We start from the raw sequence: 16,967 nt of genomic DNA, 5'->3' as shown, positions 1-16,967 counted from the left end.
GCGAATGCGAGGCGGACCCGGTCAGTCGGCCAGCGGTGCGGGGTCGGCGGGCACCGCGACCGGCACCGTGCGGCGGCCGGCCCGGGCCCCGCCGAGGATGACGACGGCCACGCCGGCCAGCAGCAGGGCCAGCCCGGGCAGGGCGAGCGGGCGGGGCAACTGGCCCAGCCAGACCCCGGCGATCAGCGCCGCGCCGGGCGCCTCCAGCAGGATCAGCACGCTCACCGTGGTGGCGGAGACCCGGTGCAGGGCGTAGTTGAACATCGAGTGGCCGAGCAGTTGGGCGCCGGCCACCAGGCCGAGGATCGCCAGCCAGGTGGCGCCGTCGTAGCCGTGCAGGCGCACCCCGCCGACCAGGCAGACCACCAGCAGGATCGCCGCGCAGACGCCGTAGCAGATGGTGGTGTAGGTGGTGGTGCTGATGCTGGCCCGGGCGCGCTCGCCGAAGGCGGTGTAGACCGCGGCGAACATGCCGCCCGCGACGGCCAGCAGGTCACCGGCGAAGGCCCGGCCGGAGACGCCGAAGTCGGCCCCGGTGGCCAGCGCCGCACCGAGCACGGCGACCGCGATGCCGGCCCAGACCGCCGCGGGCAGCCGCCGACCCTGCCAGCGGGCGATCAGACCCTGCCAGACCGGCTGGGTGGCGCCCAGCGCCGTGGCCGCGGCCACGGAGGTGAGCTGCGCGCTCGGCATCCAGGTGGCGAAGTGGGCGGCCAGCGCCACCCCGGAGAGTACGCAGTAGAGCCCCTCCCGCCGGCCCGCGCCGACGGTCAGCCCCCGGAACTCGGCCCGCCGCCGGGTCAGCGAGACCGGGCCGAGCACGGCCAGCGAGAGCACGTTGCGCCAGAAGGCGATGGCGAGGGCCGGCGCGGCGGCGAACGCGACCAGCGGCGCGGAGGACGAGACGGCGGTGACGGCCAGCGCGAGCGCGCCGACGGTCAGCGCGTCGAGCGGCGGGCGGTGCGGAGGGTGGGACACGGAGAGCAATACTCACACGCCATCTGGCACCACGGACGGTCAGCACTCCGTTACGATCATGCGCGTCCCGGCGAACCCCCTCGACGTCCGGAGCCCTCCCCCATGCCCAGATACCAGGCGGTGCTGTTCGACTTCTTCGGCACGCTGACCCGCTGCGTCCAGCGCGGGTCCGCCCACCGGACCATCGCCGAACTGCTCGGCTGCTCGGCCGACACCCTGACCGACGTCCTCGACCGCAGCTACTACCAGCGCGCCAGCGGGCGGTTCGGCAACGCCGAGGCCACCCTGCGCTGGGTCTGCGGGCAGGCCGGCGTGCACCCCTCCGACGAGGCGGTACGCGCCGCCGTCGCCTCCCGGCACCGGGCGGTGCGCGCCGACACCCGGCTGCGCGCCGAGGCGGTGCCGGTGCTGGCCGCGCTGCGCGGGCTGGGCGTCCGCACCGGCCTGATCAGCGACTGCACGCACGAACTTCCGGCCTTCCTGCCTCAACTGGCGGTCGCGCCGCTGCTCGACGTCCGGGTCTTCTCGGTGCAGGTCGGGCGCTGCAAGCCCGACGCGACGCTCTACCTGACCGCCTGCCACCGGCTCCACCTCACGCCGGCCGACTGCCTCTACGTCGGCGACGGCGGCAGCCAGGAACTCACCGGCGCCGAGCGGGCCGGCATGACCGCGGTCCGGCTGGCCGCCCCGGACCTCGCCCGTCACATGGTCTTCAACGCCGACCACGGCTGGGACGGCCCGGAGCTGACCTCGCTCACCGAGGTGCTCGGCCTGCTCGACCCCATCGCCGTCGGCTGACCGGGTGACGGGCCGGGGCGGTTCAGCGCCGGCGGACCCTGTGCAGCCGGAAGGGCTTGCGGGTGGCCCGGACCGCCGTCGTCTCCCGGGGCTGCTCGGCGAGCGAGTCGGCCGGCAGGTCGGCACCCGCGACGGCGGCGCCCTCCGGGCTCAACCGGTTCACCGCACAGCCCTCGGCCGCCCAGCGGGCCACCAGGTCGACGGAGGGGCCCGAGGCGTTCAGCCGCTTGGCGGCGACCAGCGGCGCGGCGCTCTCCCACTCCTCGCTGCCCGGCCGCAGCCGGGTCACCCGGGCCGGCCAGGTCACGATCCGGCCGCCGTGGTCGCCGCGCAGCGTCACCTCGGCCGCGTCCGCGTCGGCCAGCCCGGGGGCGGACTGCTCGCCCGGGCCGGTCACCACCAGCAGCGCGCCGTCGAGCGGCAGGCACCAGAGGCCGTACGCCGGGCCGCCGTCGACGCTGACCCAGCAGACGGCCGCCTTTTTCATCGCCTCGTCCACCAGCGGTGTGGTGGTCCGCTCGCCGACCTCGTCGCTCACTCCGGCATCCTCCCGCATCCCGGCTCGGCCGGGGTGGACCACGTCCTCAGCGGCACGCTACCGCGCCGGCATCCGCCGTCTCAGCCCACGAAGGGCGGGACGGCGATCTCGCCCCGGGCCACCGGCATGACGTGGCCGGCGACCGTCGCGGCCACCGCCACCCCGCCGGCCGCGGTCACCGTGCAGGCCAGCGCGGACGGCCGGTTGATCTCGATGCCCTGGCGGACCGCGTACTCGAAGCGACCCTCGCCGGGCAGCAGCCCGCTGGCCACCAGCCAGACGCCCAGCCCCAGGGCGGCGGAGCCGGTCGCCGGGTCCTCCGGCACCCCGAGGCCCGGCACGAAGACGCGCGCGTGCGCGGTTTGCGAGTCGGCGTCCCAGGAGAAGACGCTGACGTGCTCCACGCCGTACCGCTCCGCCGCCGCCGCGTTCACCTTGGCGCGGGCCATTGCGTCGGGACGTACCGGAAGGTAGGGGAATTCCAGCCCGCAGCCGGCGACCCGGGGCGCCGGCCCGGCGTGGTCCGCGGCGGTGAGGCCGGCCATCTCCAGCAGCGGCTCCGGGTCCAGTTCGGGCCCCAGGGTCGGTGTGCTCCCGGTGAGGGTCGCGCCGGTGGGGGTGACCTCGATCGGCAGCACCCCGACACCGCACTCCTGGGTGACCCTGCCCACATCGAACATGCCGCGGCGGCTCGCGGTCACCGCGGCGCCCACACTCGGGTGCCCGGCGAACGGCAGTTCCTCGGCCGGGGTGAAGATCCGCGCGCGGTACGTCGCACCGACCTGCGTGGGCGGCAGCACGAACACCGTCTCCGACAGGTTGAACTCCAGCGCGAGCGCCTGCATCTGCTCGGTGGCGAGCCCTTCCGCGCCGAACACCACGGCCAGCGGGTTGCCGGCGAACGGGCGGTCGGTGAAGACGTCCACGATCTCGTAGGCCAAGGTCGACATGTTGATAAACACTAGGCCCTTAGGCTGGTGCCCGTGAGCACGCCGAACCGGGTCTACATCGCTCGACTCGCCGGAGTCGCCGTCTTCGACCCGAACGGTGACCAGGTGGGTCGGATCCGGGACGCCGTCGCCCGGGTGCGGCCGACCCAACGCCCGCCCGAAGTGGTGGGGCTGGTCGCCGAGATGCCGATGCGGCGGCGCATCTTCCTCTCCATCAACCGGATCACCTCCATCGACGCGGACGCCGTGGTGCTCGGCAGCGGCACGCTCAACCTGCGCCGGTTCGAGAAGCGCCCGAACGAGCTGCTCGTGCTCCAGGAGCTGCTGGACCGGCGGGTCCAGCTCGACACCGGGCAGGCCGGCTCGGTGGTCGACGTGGCCATGGAGTGCAGCCGCGGCGGCGAGTGGGCACTCACCCGGGTCGCCGTCCGCGAGCAGACCAGCCGGCTCGCCCGCCGCGGCCACCTGCACCAGGTGGAGTGGGACCGGGTGCGCGGCCTCGGCACCCTCGGCGAGAACCGCGGTACGGCCAACCTGCTCGCCGTGCTGGAGGACATGCGCCCGGCCGACCTGGCCAACGCCCTCCAGGACCTGCCCGACGCCCGGCGCAACGAGGTGGCCGCCGCGCTGGACGACGAGCGCCTCGCCGACGTGCTCGGCGAGCTGCCCGAGCACGACCAGGTGGAGATCCTGGCCGCGCTCGACCGGGAACGCGCCGCGGACGTGCTGGAGGAGATGGACCCGGACGACGCCGCCGACCTGCTCAACGAGCTGCCCCCGCCGGAGCAGGACGTGCTGCTCGACCTCATGGAGCCGGACGAGGCCACCCCGGTCCGCCAGTTGCTGCGCTACGCCTCCGGCACCGCCGGCAGCGTGATGACCTCCGAGCCGGTGATCCTGCCGCCGGACGCCACCGTGGCCGAGGCGCTGGCCCGGATCCGCGAGCCGCAGCTCTCCCCCGCGGTGGCCGCGCAGGTCTTCGTCACCCGCGCCCCGCTCACCACGCCGACCGGGCGCTACCTGGGCATGGTCCACTTCCAGCGGCTGCTCCGCGAGCCCCCGGCCGACCTGCTGGGCGGGGTCGTCGTCAACGACATCGACCCGCTGCGGCCGACCACCCCGCTGCCCGAGATCACCCGCCGCATGGCCACGTACGACCTGGTCGCCATGCCGGTGGTGGACCGGTCCATGCGGCTGGTCGGCGCGGTGACGGTGGACGACGTGCTGGACCACTCGCTGCCGCGGGACTGGCGGGACCGGGACGCCATGGCGCCCGCGCCCGCCGACGAGGGAACCCTGGACGGCGGCAATGGCTGACCAGCGACGAGCGGAGCGGCTGGACCAGCCGCGGGCGCCCCGGGGCCTCCGGCTGCCCCGGATCGACGCGGAGACCTTCGGCCGCTGGTCGGAGGGGATCGCCCGGGGCATGGGCACGGCGAACTTCATCGTCTACATGACGCTGGTGATCGCCGCCTGGTTCGCGTGGAACACCCTGGCCCCGACGAACCTGCGCTTCGACCCGTACACCTTCACCTTCCTGACCCTGGTGCTCTCCCTCCAGGCCTCCTACGCGGCCCCGCTGATCCTGCTCGCGCAGAACCGGCAGGCCGACCGGGACCGGATCGCGCTGGAGGAGGACCGGCGGCGGGCCACCATGCAGAAGGCCGACACGGAATACCTGGCCCGGGAGATCGCCGCGCTGCGCATCGCTCTGGGCGAGGTGGCGACCCGGGACTTCCTCCGCTCCGAGCTGGCCCGGCTGGCCGAGGAGCTGGACGAGGCGGCCGAGCGGCGGCGGAAGCTGGAGCGCCGGCAGCAGGAGCGGGAGGCCCGGCGGCAGGCCGGCGGGGAGCCGCTGGACGAGCCCCGCGACGACCTCGACGGCGACTTCGCCCGCGACGGGCAGTTCGAGGGCTGAATTCGCCGGGAAACGTATTGAACGCCGCGCGCCTCAAGGGGCCAGGCGAGCGGCGTTCGGTGCGATCGTCCCACTTCGCGGCACGGCCCGTCCACCCCTCGGGCGGCCATCGATTCGCTCACACCCGGCCCCCGCCAGCGGCGGACGCCGATGACCACCGACGTAGCATTGCGGACATGTCAGCACCCGTCAGCACCATCTCCGACGCGATCCAGGCCGCCCTGGCCACCGTCAACGACCCGGAGATCCGTCGGCCCATCACCGAGCTCGGCATGGTCCGCTCCGCCGAGATCGGCGACGACGGCGTGGTCCGGGTCGAACTGCTGCTCACCGTGGCCGGCTGCCCGCTGAAGGACAAGCTGCGTACCGACATCACGGCCGCCGTCGGGGCGGTGCCCGGCGTGGCCGGCGTCCAGATCGAGTTCGGCGTGATGAGCCCGGAGCAGCGCCAGGAGCTCCAGTCGAAGCTGCGCGGCGGCGGGGCCACCGCCGAGCCGGTCATTCCGTTCGCCCAGCCCGGCTCCCGCACCCGCGTCTACGCGGTCGCCAGCGGCAAGGGCGGCGTCGGCAAGTCCAGCGTCACCGTCAACCTGGCCGCCGCGCTGGCCGCCCGCGGCCTCTCGGTCGGCGTGGTGGACGCCGACATCTACGGCCACTCGGTGCCCCGGATGCTCGGCGCCGACGGCGCGCCCACCCGGGTCGAGGACATGATCATGCCGCCGCAGTCGCACGGCGTGAAGGTCATCTCGATCGGCATGTTCACCCCGGGCAACGCGGCCGTCGTCTGGCGCGGCCCGATGCTGCACCGGGCGTTGCAGCAGTTCCTCGCCGACGTCTACTGGGGCGACCTGGACGTCCTCCTGCTCGACCTGCCCCCGGGCACCGGCGACATCGCGATCTCGGTCGCCCAGCTCCTGCCAAACGCCGAGATCCTGGTCGTCACCACCCCGCAGGCAGCCGCCGCCGAGGTGGCCGAGCGGGCCGGCGCCATCGCGCTCCAGACCCACCAGCGGGTGGTCGGCGTCATCGAGAACATGTCCTGGCTGGAGCTGCCGGACGGCTCCCGGATGGAGGTCTTCGGGGCCGGTGGCGGTGCGGCCGTCGCCGAGTCGCTGACCCGGACCATCGGCGCGCAGGTGCCGGTGCTGGGGCAGATCCCGATGGACACCCGGGTGCGCGAGGGCGGCGACGCCGGCAACCCGATCGTGCTGGCCGAGCCGGACGCCCCGGCCGCCCGGGCGCTCGTCCAGGTCGCCGACCGCCTCGCGGTGCGCCGCGAGTCCCTGCTCGGCAAGCCCCTAGGTCTCAAGCCCGCCGGTCGCTGACCCCCGGAAAGCTCCGCACCGACCCTCCCCGGCCCCGGCCGCGGAGGGTCGGTCCGGTTACGGGGTGGTGCGCGGGCTCAGGTGGCGTCGTCGTAGGAGGGGCGCTGGACCGGTGCCGGGGCGCCGCCGGTGGCGGTGGCCGGGCGGGTGCCGTTGGTACGCAGGTCGGCCGCCTTGGCCACGTCCTTCAGGTCGTCGTGCACGCCGGTGACGTCCGAGCGGAGGTTGTCGTACATGCTCTGCAGCGGCTTTCGGAGGGCCTGCTCGTCCTCCTCGCTGAGCAGGTGCTTCCGGATGAACGCCTTCGGGTGCAGGTCCTCCAGCTGGATGTCGGTGCCCAGCTCGCGGCTCAGGTCACCGGTGGCGTTCCGCGCCATGTTGCGCAGGTTGCGGACCATCCGGAGGCCGTCGTTGATCACCGTGGGCAGCCGGTCCCCGAAGATCAACAGTGCCAGGAGCAGCAGGGCGCCGATCTCCCACCAGTTCAGGTTCTCGAACACTCGGCCTCCTCGTGGCGTGTCAGGGCAAGACTACGCACGTCAGGTGGCCGGCCGGGAGGGGGTGAGGGGACCTCACTTGGCGTCTGCGGCGAGCGTCACCGAGGCGTTCTGCCGGTTCGACCCGCGCCGGTACTCCACCGTCACCACCGAACCGGGGGCGTACTTGCGGACCAGGGCCACCAGGTCGGTCGGATCGGTCATCGGGTGCCGGTCGAGCCGGAGCACCACGTCCCCGGTACGCAGCCCGGCGGCCGCCGCCGGCCCGGCCGGCTCGACGGTGTTGAGGCGTACGCCGCCGCCGCTCACGCCGGTGCCGCCGACCTGGGCGCCGATCACCGTACGCCGGGCCTTGCCGGTGCCGATGATGTCCTCGGTGACCCGCTTCGCCTGGTTGATCGGGATGGCGAAGGCGAGCCCGATGTTGCCGGCCTCCTGCCCGTCGGCGACCAGCGACTTGATCGTCGAGTTCACCCCGACCACCCGGCCGGCCCCGTCGACCAGCGGGCCGCCGGAGTTGCCGTGGTTGACCGCCGCGTCGGTCTGGATCGCCGCGTAGTAGCGGGTCGGCCCGCCCGGCTCACCCGCCATCATGGTGCGGTCCAGGGCGCTCACGATGCCGGCGGTCACCGTGTTGGCCAGGGAGAGCGGCGAGCCGATGGCGAGCACCGGGTCGCCGACGGCGAGCGCGTCGGAGTCGCCGAACTCCACCGGCTTCAGCCCGGTCCGGGTCACCTTGATGACCGCGATGTCCGACTCCGGGTCCTGCCCGACCACGGTGCCCGGGGCGGTGCTGCCGTCGTTGAAGACCACCGTGGCCTTGCCGGGCCCGCCCGCGACCACGTGGTCGTTGGTGACGATGTGCCCGTCGGCGCTCACCACGAAGCCGGAGCCCTCGCTGGTGCCGCCGAGACTGGCCACCCGGACCGTGACCACGCTGGGCAGCACCCTCTCGGCGACTCCGGCCAGTGACTCGGGCTTGCGCTGGGCGAGCGCCGGGGCCTGCCCGGACTGCGCCCCCAGCGTCGGCACACTCCCGCCCGTGCGCAGGAACGCGTAGGTCAGCGCGCTGCCGAGCGAGCCGGCGAGCAGGGCGGTGATCAGCGAGACCAGCACCACCTGGCGCAGGCCCGGCCGCCTCGGCGCATCCGGGTCGGTCACCGGTTCCGGCTCGCCGCTGCCGGCGACCGGGGCGGCCGGCACCACCACGGCAGCGGGCGCGTACGGGTCGCGCCAGGGGTCGGCGAGCGCGTCGGACCACCAGGGCGAGGTGCCACCCCCGGCGCCCTGCGGCGGCTGTCCGGGCGCCGGCCCTCCCGCCGGTGCCGGACCCCCGCCGGGCTGGCGCCAGTCCCAGCCGTCGGTCACGTCGGTGCCTCCCAGTCCGTCCCCCACGCCCCGCGCCGGGCGGTCGGCGGAGCCGGCCGTGCCGCACGGGACTCCGTCCAGGATTGCACGAATGCCCCGAGTGGAGTCAGGGGTTGCCGCGCGTGATCGTCTGAGGGCGGACGCGCGGCTGCGCCCGTCGAGGCGCGCCTCTAGGCTCTCAGTGCCAACCGACCCCTCGCACCATCCCGCCCGGAGGTGTCCCATCGCCACGGTCGCCGGCTCCGGCAACTCGACCGCCCAGGTGCTTAAGTTCGCCGAGTCGTACGTCACCGAGGATCTCGTGCTGCGGACGGCCCGCGCCCTCGCCCACGAGGTGGGCGTGGACGCGGTGACGCCGGGCGCCGGGGCCGCGCTGCGCCTGCTCGCCGCCGCCGGGAACGCCCGGGCGGTGGTGGAGATCGGCACCGGCACCGGGGTGAGCGGTGTCTGGCTGCTCCGCGGCATGCGCCCCGACGGGGTGCTCACCACCATCGACGTGGAGGTCGAGCACCAGCGCATCGCCCGGCGGCTGTTCCAGGAGGCGGGCTTCGCGTCCGGGCGTACCCGGATCATCACCGGCCGGGCCCTCGACGTGCTGCCGCGGCTCGCGGACGGCGCCTACGACCTGGTCTTCGTCGACGCCGAGGCGGCCGGCTTCGCCGCCTGCGTGGACGCCGCGCTGCGGCTGCTGCGCCCCGGCGGGGTGCTCGCGCTCAACGGGGCCCTGGCCGGCGGCCGGATCGGCGACCCGGCCGCCCGCGACGTGGAGACGGTGACCGTGCGGGAGACCATCAAGGCGATCCGCGAGTCGGAGCACTGGGTGCCGGCGCTGCTGCCCGTCGGGCACGGCCTGCTCGCCGCCGTGAAGGGCTGACCGCCTTACCCGGTCAGCCCAGCGTGGCCAGCCAGCGCAGCAGCCCGCGGACGCCCCAACCGGTGGCGCCCTTAACCAGCTCGCCGTGCACGTCGTCCGACCAGGAGGGCGCGGACATGTCCACGTGCACCCAGCGGTCGCGCAGGTCGCCGGTGAACTCGCGGAGGAAGAGCGCGGCCACCACCGAGCCGGCACCCCGGCTCGGGGAGCTGTGCAGGTCGGCGATGTTGCTGCCCAGGTACTCGACGTAGTCGTCGGCGAGCGGCATCCGCCAGGCCCGTTCGCCGGCCGCCGCGATCGCGCCCAGCAGGTCGGCGGCCAGGTCGTCGTTCTCGCTGTAGAGGGCGGCGTGCCGCTTGCCCAGCGCCACCGCGTTCGCCCCGGTCAGGGTGGCCAGGTCGACCAGCAGGTCGGGCTTCAGCTCCCGGACGGCGTACGCCATGGCGTCGGCGAGGACCAGCCGGCCCTCGGCGTCCGAGTTGGTGCTCTCGCTGGTCAGGCCGCCGTAGTGGCGGACGACGTCGCCGGGGCGGAACGCCGAGCCGCTGACCATGTTCTCGGCGAGCGGGGCCAGCGTGGTGACCCGCACCGGCAGCTCCAGCGCGGCGGCGCCCAGGGTGGCGGCGACCACCGCGGCGGCCCCGGCCATGTCCTTGCGCATGAGCTTCATGGCCGGCACCGGCTTGATCGAGATGCCGCCGGTGTCGAAGGTGATCCCCTTGCCCACCAGCACCACGTGGGTACGCGCGCCGGCCGGCCGCCAGTCCAGCTCGACCAGGCGGGGGCCGCTGGCCGAGCCGCCGCCGACGGCCAGGATGCCGCCGAAGCCCTCGGCGTCCAGGTCCTCCGGCCCGCGCACCCGCAGGTGCAGGTCGGCGCGGCCGGACACGGCGGAGGCCACCTGGGCGGCGAACCACTCCGGGTTCTTGGTGGACGAGGGGGTGTTGGTCAGGTCCCGGGCCAGCCGGGTCATCTCAGCGGTGGTCCGGGCGGTGGCCAGGGTCGGCGCGAGCGCCTCCGGGTCGCCGACCACGACGTCCACCTCGGCCAGCGCGGGCCTGCCGCCGGCCTCGGTCAGGCGGTAGCGGTAGGAGCCGAGCAGCAGCCCCTCGGCCAGGCCGCGCAGCGCGTCCGTGGCCTCGTCCGGCAGGGTGATCGTGATGTGTGTCTCATCCTTGGCGGCGCGGGCGAGCGCCGCGCCGGCGACCCGCCAGCCGTGCTCGTCGCCGTCGCCGACGCCGAGCAGCCAGAGCCGGGCCGGGGTGCCGCCGGGACGCAGGTGCTCCCGGACCTCACCGGCGGCGCCGGTGAGCCGGGCGGCGGGCAGCAGCGCCGTCGCCTCGGCCCGGACGTCGTCGCCGGGCGGGACGGCGGTGGGAACCAGCGCGGCCGGGGCGTCCGGCCCTTCGGGACGAACGGGCAGGACAAGGGTGTCGGGCCGCGCGGGCCCGCTCACCAGACGAATGGCCAGCACGCTGGACGGTACCTCCGAAACTGCTCGAAGCGGGACATTTTGTCGCTCACCGGGCGAGGAAGGCCCTGAGCCACCGGCTCTGCCGGTGGCTCAGGGTAGGGCGAACCGTTCGCGCGACGGACGTCACGCGAACCGCTCGCCGCATCAGCCGGCAGCCGCCTTCAGCGCGTCACCCAGCGCGGTGGCCTCGTCGGGAGTCATCTCGACGACGAGCCGGCCACCACCCTCCAGCGGGACTCGCATGACGATGCCCCGGCCCTCCTTGGTGACCTCCAGCGGACCGTCGCCCGTCCGCGGCTTCATCGCCGCCATGTTGTCTCCCCTCAGACCTACACCAGGGTCGGTGGGTTGCCCCACAGCCACTTCGTCATGACCACCCGCAACCGTCGCGGGGGCGTCGACCAACGATTTTCCCTGATGAACACCGCCGGACCCAAACCGAAGCAGCATTGATGTAACAGCATCTAGCTTATCTTGGATAGGCCTGTCACAATGTGCGGTCATGCAGGCACGGTCGGCACTCTTCGACCTGTACGGCGACCACCTCCGGGCGAGGGGCGGCCGTGCACCGGTCGCCGCCCTGGTCAAGCTGCTGGCACCGCTCGGGATCGCCCCGCCGGCGGTTCGCACCGCGGTCTCCCGGATGGTCCGTCAGGGCTGGCTCGAACCGCTCCGGCTCGCCTCCGGGCCCGGATATTCGATCACACCGAAGGCGGCCCGCAGACTCGACGAGGCGGGCGCCCGGATCTACCGCACGGGGCGGCACGCCTGGGACGGCCGATTCGATCTGCTGGTGCTGGACGCGCCCGCGTCCCGCCGGGACCGGCAGCGGCTCGCCGCCAACCTCACCTTCCTCGGCTACGGCACGCTGGACGACTGCACCTGGGTGGCGACCCGGCCGGGCGAGGACGTCGACGTCCTGCTCGCCGAAGCCGGGGTGCGTTTCGAGCGGTTCACCGCCGCGCACGCCGCCGGCACCCCCGGCGCCATGGGGGTGGTCCGCCGCGCCTGGAACCTGGCCGAGATCGGCCGCGCGTACGAGCGGTTCGTCGCCGAGCAGAAGCCGTTGCTCACCGGGGTCACCGTGCGCAGCAGCGACGAGGAGGCGTACGCGGCCCGGTTCCGGCTCGTCCACGCGTGGCGTACCTTCCTGTTCCGGGATCCGCAGCTGCCGCCGGCGCTCCTCCCCGAGCGCTGGCCGGGCAGCAGCGCCGCCAGTTTCTTCGACCGGCACGCGGCCCGGCTCCGGCCGGCCGCCGACCGGTACGTCGAGCAGTGCCTCGACGCCAGCAACCGCCTCGCCCGACAGAAGGGTCGTTAGAAACGTGACCGAGCCGCTGCTCGTCGACCGCACCGACGCCGTCGTCACCCTGACGTTGAACCGCCCGACGGCGATGAACTCGCTCGACGTGGCGCTCAAGGAGGCGCTCCGGGACACCCTGGCGGAGCTGGAGGCCGACCGGTCCTGCCGGGCGGTCGTGCTGGCCGGCGCGGGCGGCTCGTTCAGCGCCGGGCAGGACCTGCGGGAGCACGTGCAGACCCTGGAGTCGGCCGACGCCGACCCGCTCGGCACCGTGCGGGCCCACTACAACCCGATCGCCGCCCGGCTGGCCAACCTGCCCAAGCCGGTGATCGCCGCGGTCCGGGGCATGGCCGCCGGGGCCGGCGCCTCGCTGGCGTTCCTCGCCGACTTCCGCATCGGCGGCCCGAAGACCCGGTTCCTGATGGCCTTCGCCGGCGTCGGGCTCGCCGCCGACACCGGCGCCTCCTGGACGCTGCCCCGGCTGGTCGGCCACGCCAAGGCCGTCGAGCTGCTGATGCTCGCCGAGCCGGTGGGCGCCGAGGACGCCTGCCGGCTGGGTCTGCTCACCCGGCTCGTGGACGACGACGAGCAGGTGCTGCCGGCCGCGCAGGAGCTGGCCGCCCGGCTCGCCGCCGGCCCGACCGTCGCCTACGGGGCGATCAAGCGGCAGCTCTCCATCGCCGACGCCGGCACCCTGGCCGACGCGCTGGCCGCCGAGGCGCAGGCCCAGGCGATCTGCGGCGCCACCGCCGACCACCGGGCCGCCACCATGGCCTTCGTGAACAAGCAGAAGCCGGTCTTCGAGGGCCGCTGACCGCCGGTCAGTCGTCCTCTTCGGGATCCTGGTTGGCCTCGGCGCCGAGCACGAACGCCTGCATGGCCAGCTCGTCACCGGCCGGCGAGACGAAGGCGGGCAGCTCGCGCGGGCCCAGCTCCTGCACGTAGGCCCAGAAGAGCCGGACCGCCTCGGCGGGCGAGGCCGCCTCGATCGGCAGGTCGAGGCTCACCAGCCACGAGCGGCGCGTCGGCGGCGGGCCGATCCGGTCGGCCAACTCCCGGAAGCGGCCCGGGTCGAGCCCGGTGACCGGCCCGTCGAGGGCCAGGCCGGCGACCGGCACCGGCTCGTCGAGCACCCGCTGGGTGTACGTCACCACGAGCACCCCCGGACCGGCCTCGGACTGCGGGTCGTCCGGGTCCTCCCGGGTCTCCCCGGTGGCGGGTGCGACCCGCCCGAGCGCGACCAACCGCAGCGGTCCGTCGACCAGCACCGCGACCGGGTCGCCGGGCCGGGGCCCGGCGGCCTCGTCGAGCCCGGTCAGCTCCAGGGTGTCGTGGTGCACCAGCCGCTCGGCCTCGTAGCGCTCGGCGGGCAGCAGGACCGCCCAGGCGCCCGGCGCGGTGCCGCCCTCGATCGTCCCGCTCGTCCGCGGCTCGGTGTCGGTCATGTCCCAATCCCATCACGCCGGACCGGAGCCGGTCCCGGCACGTCCGCCGCCGGGTCACGCCTCCGGACGGTCGCCGGCCGCGTGGCAGCCGGCGAGGTGGTCGTCGACCATGCCGGTGGCCTGCATCAGCGCGTAGGCCGTGGTCGGGCCGACGAAGCGGAAGCCGCTCTTCTTGAGCGCCTTGGCCATCGCGGTGGACTCCGGGGTGAGCGCCGGCACCTCGGCGAAGGACCCCGGCCGGGCCGCCCGGGGCGGCGGCGCGTAGGACCAGAGCAGCGCGGAGAGGCCGTCGGGCAGCGCCAGGGCCGCCCGGGCGTTGGCGATGGCCGCCTCGACCTTGGCCCGGTTGCGGACGATCCCCGCGTCGGCCAGCAGCCGGGCCACGTCGGCCTCGCCGTAGCCGGCGACCTTCTCGATCCGGAACTCGTCGAACGCAAGCCGGAACGCGGGCCGCTTGCGCAGGATGGTCAGCCACGACAGGCCGGACTGGAACGCCTCCAGCGTCAGCCGCTCGTAGAGCGCGTCGTCGCCGCGCAGCTGCCGGCCCCACTCCTCGTCGTGGTAGATGGCGTAGTCCGGGGTGCTCGCCCCCCAGGCGCAGCGGGGCAGCCCGTCGGCGCCGGTCACCAGGTCAGTCACGTCGTACACGGTAGGTCAGCCCACCGACAACCGGCGGCGGCCGCCGTCAGGGCAGCCGGCCCTGCTCGACCAGCCGGGCGAACTTCTTCAACGCCTGCGTCAGGCTGAACTTCGAGCCGGGCCAGAGCACCGGCCAGGCCACCCGGCCCGCCGGCCCGCCGGGCAGGTGGAACCACTCGTGCCAGACCACCTGGGTCCGGTCCCGCTCCATGGGGGTGCAGCGCAGCACGCCGGGGCCGCGCAGCAGCTTGCCGCAGTGCACCACGCCGACCTCGTACGGCGCGTCCACCCGGACCACCCGCATCTCGTCGCGGAGCACGGCCGGGCCGAGCGTGGTGACCGCCTCGACCAGGCTCCCCTCGCCGCCGTCCCCCTCGACCACCCGGACCGTGGTGAGCGGGATCCAGTCGGACTGCCGCTCCCAGGCGGTCAGCGCGGCGAAGACGCGCTCGGCCGGCGCTTCGACGATCACCGAGGCGGTGACCTCGGCGGCTCCGGGCTGCGCCGCCTCGGCGAAGCCGGCGCCACCGTCCGCGCCGGTCACGCGGACTCTGAGCGGACCACCGGCCCGCGCTCCCGGTCGGCCTCGGCGTCCGCGTCGGCGGCCCCGGCGTCGCGGGCGGCCTCCACGGTCGGTCCGGCGTCGCGGGTGGCCTCCGCGGTGGCGTCGCGGTCGGCGGGGGTGGCGGTCGGGTCGGTGGGCGGCCGGAGGCCGACCTCGGGTGGGGTTTCGTCGACCGGGGTCGCCACGGGGGCGATGGTGGCCGGCCCACCGGTGGCCGCCGCCGGGACGGCGGCGGACGGCAGCGTCGCCACGTCCTCGACGGCGGCCGCGGCCGGGGCCTCCGCCACGCCGGCCTCGGCGGTGAGCGGCGTCGCGCCGGCGGTGGGCGGGTCGGCGGCCGGCGGCCGGGCGGGGGCCTCGGCCTCCGAACCGGTCGCGGCGGCCTCCGCGCGGGCCCGGCGCAGCGCGTCGGCCTCCTCCATCCGGCCCTCGCGGAGGGCGGCGTTCTCGGCCTCCAGCACGCCGATCAGCTCGGTCTTGTAGCCGATGTCGTAGGCGGCCCGGCGCATCGCCGCGTCGACCTGGGCCATCCGGTAGCCGCGCAGCGCGGTGTCGAAGCGCACCTCGGCGACGTCCGACTCGTCCAGCGGGCGGCTGCCCGGCAGGGGCACGGCCCGCCCGTCCGGCTCGGCCGGCGCCAGGCCCGGATCCCGCCCGGAGACCAGCACCGTCACCCCGAACACCACCGCCGCCACGGTCAGCGCGACGACCAAGAGGAGCAGAACCTCACCCATGGGGAGATCGTGGCATGCGGGCCGGGATCGGGCGAGCCCTCCGCCGCCTCCGATCGGAATCGCCCGCGCCGGCCCGGCTCGCGAAGGTCGGCGTCCGCCGTCCTCCGGACACCGGGTTCGCCACACCCGGCCGCGCGGGCGGTCCGGCGGGCGACGCCGCCCGGCCTGGGCCGGGGCGGTCGGGACCGGATAGCGTCGGGGGCGACCGGTGGAAGATCGGCGCGGAGGAGGCGGGCATGACCGAGGCGTTGCGGCTCGGCGGGCGGACCTTCTCCCCCGGCGACCTCGTCGTGATGGCGATCGTCAACCGCACGCCGGACTCGTTCTTCGACAAGGGCGCCACCTTCGCCCAGGACAACGCGCTGCGTGCCGTCGAGCGGGCGGTGACCGAGGGCGCGGAGGTCATCGACATCGGCGGGGTGAAGGCCGGGCCGGGCGACGAGGTCGACGTGGCCGAGGAGATCCGCCGCACGGTGGACACCATCGCCGCGGTCCGGGCGGCCTTCCCGGACGTGGTCATCTCGATCGACACCTGGCGCGCCGAGGTGGCCGTGGAGGCGGTGGCGGCCGGCGCCGACCTGCTCAACGACACCTGGTCGGGGGCGGATCCCGCGCTGGCCCGGGTTGCCGCGGCGACCGGCGCCGGACTGGTCTGCTCGCACGCCGGCGGGCTCGCCCCGCGGACCCGGCCGCACCGGGCCGCGTTCGACGACGTGGTGGCCGACGTGGTGGGAACGGTCACCGGCCTCGCCGAGCGCGCGGTCGGCCTCGGCGTACGGCGGGACGGGATCCTGATCGACCCGGCGCACGACTTCGGCAAGAACACCCGGCACTCGTTGGAGATCACCCGGCGGCTCGGCGAGCTGGCCGACACCGGCTGGCCGCTGCTGGTGGCCCTGTCGAACAAGGACTTCATCGGCGAGACGCTGGACCTGCCGGTGCCCGATCGGCTGGAGGGCACTCTGGCGGCCACCGCCGTCTCGGCCTGGCTCGGCGCCCGCGTGTTCCGCGCCCACCAGGTCCGCGAGACCCGCCGGGTGCTGGACATGGTGGCGTCGATCCGGGGGGACCGGCCACCGGCCCTGACCCGGCGCGGGCTGGCCTGAGCCGGGTCAGGTCCAGCGGAGGATGTTCCGGCGCCAGGCGTAGAGGATGCCGAGGGCCACCACGGCGACGAAGACGCCCATCTCCACCACTGTGGTCACGCCGAACCCGGGCCGGTCGAAGACCAGCGCCCAGGGGAAGAGGAAGACCGCCTCCACGGCGAAGAGCACGTACAGGTAGGCGTAGACGTAGTAGCGGATCTGCATCTGCGCCCAGTCGCCGCCGACCGGGTCGAGCCCGCACTCGTAGCTGGCCCGCTTGCCCCAGGGATCAGCCGGACGGCCAGGACGTAACACCCGGTTGGCCGAGAACGCCGTAACGAAGAAGAGCACGGCGGCAAGGAGGAGGAGACCGAGCGTGGCGTACGAGCCGAGGTAACCGGTCACGGTCGGGAGCCTACCGGGCGGGCCGTCCGGCCGCCTCGAACACGTTACGGATTTGTTTCCTTGGGGGACTA

Annotated in this window: 20 protein-coding genes; 8 read left to right on the top strand and 12 right to left on the bottom strand. The window is 74.8% G+C overall.

The genetic code is table 11. From position 1 onward, the window contains the following. Positions 1-21 precede the first annotated feature (21 nt). The gene (locus tag ACFYPD_RS27665) at positions 22-987 is read right to left on the bottom strand and encodes a DMT family transporter (RefSeq protein WP_387119505.1); all 966 of its coding nucleotides are present in this window, start codon (positions 985-987) and stop codon (positions 22-24) included. A 93-nt stretch (positions 988-1,080) separates the two neighbouring features. On the opposite strand from ACFYPD_RS27665, the gene ACFYPD_RS27660 reads away from it, so the two are divergent. Continuing rightward, positions 1,081-1,776 carry an HAD family hydrolase gene (locus ACFYPD_RS27660; RefSeq protein WP_387119502.1) on the top strand — a complete coding sequence of 232 codons (696 nt, stop codon included), beginning with the start codon at positions 1,081-1,083 and terminating at the stop codon, positions 1,774-1,776. A 22-nt stretch (positions 1,777-1,798) separates the two neighbouring features. On the opposite strand, the gene ACFYPD_RS27655 is transcribed toward ACFYPD_RS27660, so the two are convergent. Both ACFYPD_RS27655 and ACFYPD_RS27650 read right to left on the bottom strand, forming a co-directional pair. Then, positions 1,799-2,332 carry a hypothetical protein gene (locus ACFYPD_RS27655; RefSeq protein ID WP_387119499.1) on the bottom strand — a complete coding sequence of 178 codons (534 nt, stop codon included), beginning with the start codon at positions 2,330-2,332 and terminating at the stop codon, positions 1,799-1,801. 62 nt (positions 2,333-2,394) lie between these two features. After that, positions 2,395-3,264: a PhzF family phenazine biosynthesis protein gene (locus ACFYPD_RS27650; protein ID WP_387119496.1), complete on the bottom strand. Its 870-nt coding sequence runs from the start codon at positions 3,262-3,264 to the stop codon at positions 2,395-2,397. 33 nt (positions 3,265-3,297) lie between these two features. Between ACFYPD_RS27650 and ACFYPD_RS27645 the strand changes: the two genes are divergently transcribed. From ACFYPD_RS27645 to ACFYPD_RS27635, 3 genes are all read left to right on the top strand, one after another. After that, entirely contained in the window at positions 3,298-4,581 is a 1,284-nt protein-coding gene (locus ACFYPD_RS27645; RefSeq protein WP_387119493.1) for a magnesium transporter MgtE N-terminal domain-containing protein, read from the top strand. After that, positions 4,574-5,182: a DUF1003 domain-containing protein gene (locus ACFYPD_RS27640; protein ID WP_387119490.1), complete on the top strand. Its 609-nt coding sequence runs from the start codon at positions 4,574-4,576 to the stop codon at positions 5,180-5,182. Before ACFYPD_RS27645 ends, ACFYPD_RS27640 begins: the two co-directional genes overlap by 8 nt. 176 nt (positions 5,183-5,358) lie before the next feature. After that, entirely contained in the window at positions 5,359-6,507 is a 1,149-nt protein-coding gene (locus tag ACFYPD_RS27635; protein ID WP_387119487.1) for a P-loop NTPase, read from the top strand. Between the two features lie 77 nt (positions 6,508-6,584). Here the strand turns inward: ACFYPD_RS27635 and ACFYPD_RS27630 are convergent, their stop codons facing one another. Together ACFYPD_RS27630 and ACFYPD_RS27625 are read right to left on the bottom strand one after the other, a co-directional pair. Continuing rightward, positions 6,585-7,007, bottom strand: coding sequence for a preprotein translocase subunit TatB (locus ACFYPD_RS27630; protein ID WP_355061977.1), 423 nt, complete (start codon positions 7,005-7,007; stop codon positions 6,585-6,587). 72 nt (positions 7,008-7,079) lie between these two features. Beyond that, the gene (locus ACFYPD_RS27625; protein ID WP_387119971.1) at positions 7,080-8,387 is read right to left on the bottom strand and encodes a S1C family serine protease; all 1,308 of its coding nucleotides are present in this window, start codon (positions 8,385-8,387) and stop codon (positions 7,080-7,082) included. Between the two features lie 247 nt (positions 8,388-8,634). Here ACFYPD_RS27625 and ACFYPD_RS27620 point away from each other — a divergent pair, with 247 nt between their 5' ends. Then, positions 8,635-9,246, top strand: a complete 612-nt coding sequence (locus tag ACFYPD_RS27620; RefSeq protein WP_387119484.1) for an O-methyltransferase — start codon at positions 8,635-8,637, stop codon at positions 9,244-9,246. A gap of 13 nt (positions 9,247-9,259) precedes the next feature. Here the strand turns inward: ACFYPD_RS27620 and ACFYPD_RS27615 are convergent, their stop codons facing one another. After that, complete coding sequence (locus ACFYPD_RS27615; protein WP_387119481.1) at positions 9,260-10,720, bottom strand: leucyl aminopeptidase family protein; 1,461 nt, start codon at positions 10,718-10,720, stop codon at positions 9,260-9,262. A 144-nt stretch (positions 10,721-10,864) separates the two neighbouring features. Continuing rightward, positions 10,865-11,032, bottom strand: a complete 168-nt coding sequence (locus ACFYPD_RS27610; protein WP_013283866.1) for a DUF3117 domain-containing protein — start codon at positions 11,030-11,032, stop codon at positions 10,865-10,867. 190 nt (positions 11,033-11,222) lie between these two features. Between ACFYPD_RS27610 and ACFYPD_RS27605 the strand changes: the two genes are divergently transcribed. Together ACFYPD_RS27605 and ACFYPD_RS27600 are read left to right on the top strand one after the other, a co-directional pair. Beyond that, entirely contained in the window at positions 11,223-12,041 is an 819-nt protein-coding gene (locus tag ACFYPD_RS27605; protein ID WP_387119478.1) for a PaaX family transcriptional regulator C-terminal domain-containing protein, read from the top strand. Between the two features lie 4 nt (positions 12,042-12,045). Continuing rightward, positions 12,046-12,837 (top strand): enoyl-CoA hydratase/isomerase family protein, encoded by a 792-nt coding sequence (locus tag ACFYPD_RS27600; RefSeq protein ID WP_107076012.1) that lies wholly within the window; start codon positions 12,046-12,048, stop codon positions 12,835-12,837. 7 nt (positions 12,838-12,844) lie between these two features. Here ACFYPD_RS27600 and ACFYPD_RS27595 read toward each other — a convergent pair whose 3' ends face one another. From ACFYPD_RS27595 to ACFYPD_RS27580, 4 genes are read right to left on the bottom strand one after another with little or no spacing between them, the layout of a single operon-like run. Beyond that, positions 12,845-13,468 carry a hypothetical protein gene (locus ACFYPD_RS27595; RefSeq protein ID WP_387119475.1) on the bottom strand — a complete coding sequence of 208 codons (624 nt, stop codon included), beginning with the start codon at positions 13,466-13,468 and terminating at the stop codon, positions 12,845-12,847. A gap of 54 nt (positions 13,469-13,522) precedes the next feature. Continuing rightward, positions 13,523-14,107: a DNA-3-methyladenine glycosylase I gene (locus ACFYPD_RS27590; protein ID WP_387119472.1), complete on the bottom strand. Its 585-nt coding sequence runs from the start codon at positions 14,105-14,107 to the stop codon at positions 13,523-13,525. Between the two features lie 46 nt (positions 14,108-14,153). Continuing rightward, the gene (locus ACFYPD_RS27585; protein WP_387119469.1) at positions 14,154-14,651 is read right to left on the bottom strand and encodes an SRPBCC family protein; all 498 of its coding nucleotides are present in this window, start codon (positions 14,649-14,651) and stop codon (positions 14,154-14,156) included. After that, the gene (locus tag ACFYPD_RS27580; protein WP_387119466.1) at positions 14,648-15,406 is read right to left on the bottom strand and encodes a DivIVA domain-containing protein; all 759 of its coding nucleotides are present in this window, start codon (positions 15,404-15,406) and stop codon (positions 14,648-14,650) included. The genes ACFYPD_RS27585 and ACFYPD_RS27580 overlap by 4 nt, the downstream gene beginning before the upstream one ends. A 236-nt stretch (positions 15,407-15,642) precedes the next feature. Between ACFYPD_RS27580 and folP the strand changes: the two genes are divergently transcribed. Then, complete coding sequence (gene folP, locus ACFYPD_RS27575; protein WP_387119463.1) at positions 15,643-16,512, top strand: dihydropteroate synthase; 870 nt, start codon at positions 15,643-15,645, stop codon at positions 16,510-16,512. Between the two features lie 6 nt (positions 16,513-16,518). Here folP and ndhC read toward each other — a convergent pair whose 3' ends face one another. After that, complete coding sequence (gene ndhC / locus ACFYPD_RS27570; RefSeq protein ID WP_151465237.1) at positions 16,519-16,896, bottom strand: NADH-quinone oxidoreductase subunit A; 378 nt, start codon at positions 16,894-16,896, stop codon at positions 16,519-16,521. Positions 16,897-16,967: the final 71 nt, after the last annotated feature.

It is taken from the genome of Micromonospora sp. NPDC005299 (assembly GCF_042872345.1).
GTDB lineage: Bacteria > Actinomycetota > Actinomycetes > Mycobacteriales > Micromonosporaceae > Micromonospora.
The sequence above is the reverse complement of the archived record's forward strand: the minus strand, read 5'-3'. Positions and strand labels throughout refer to the sequence as shown.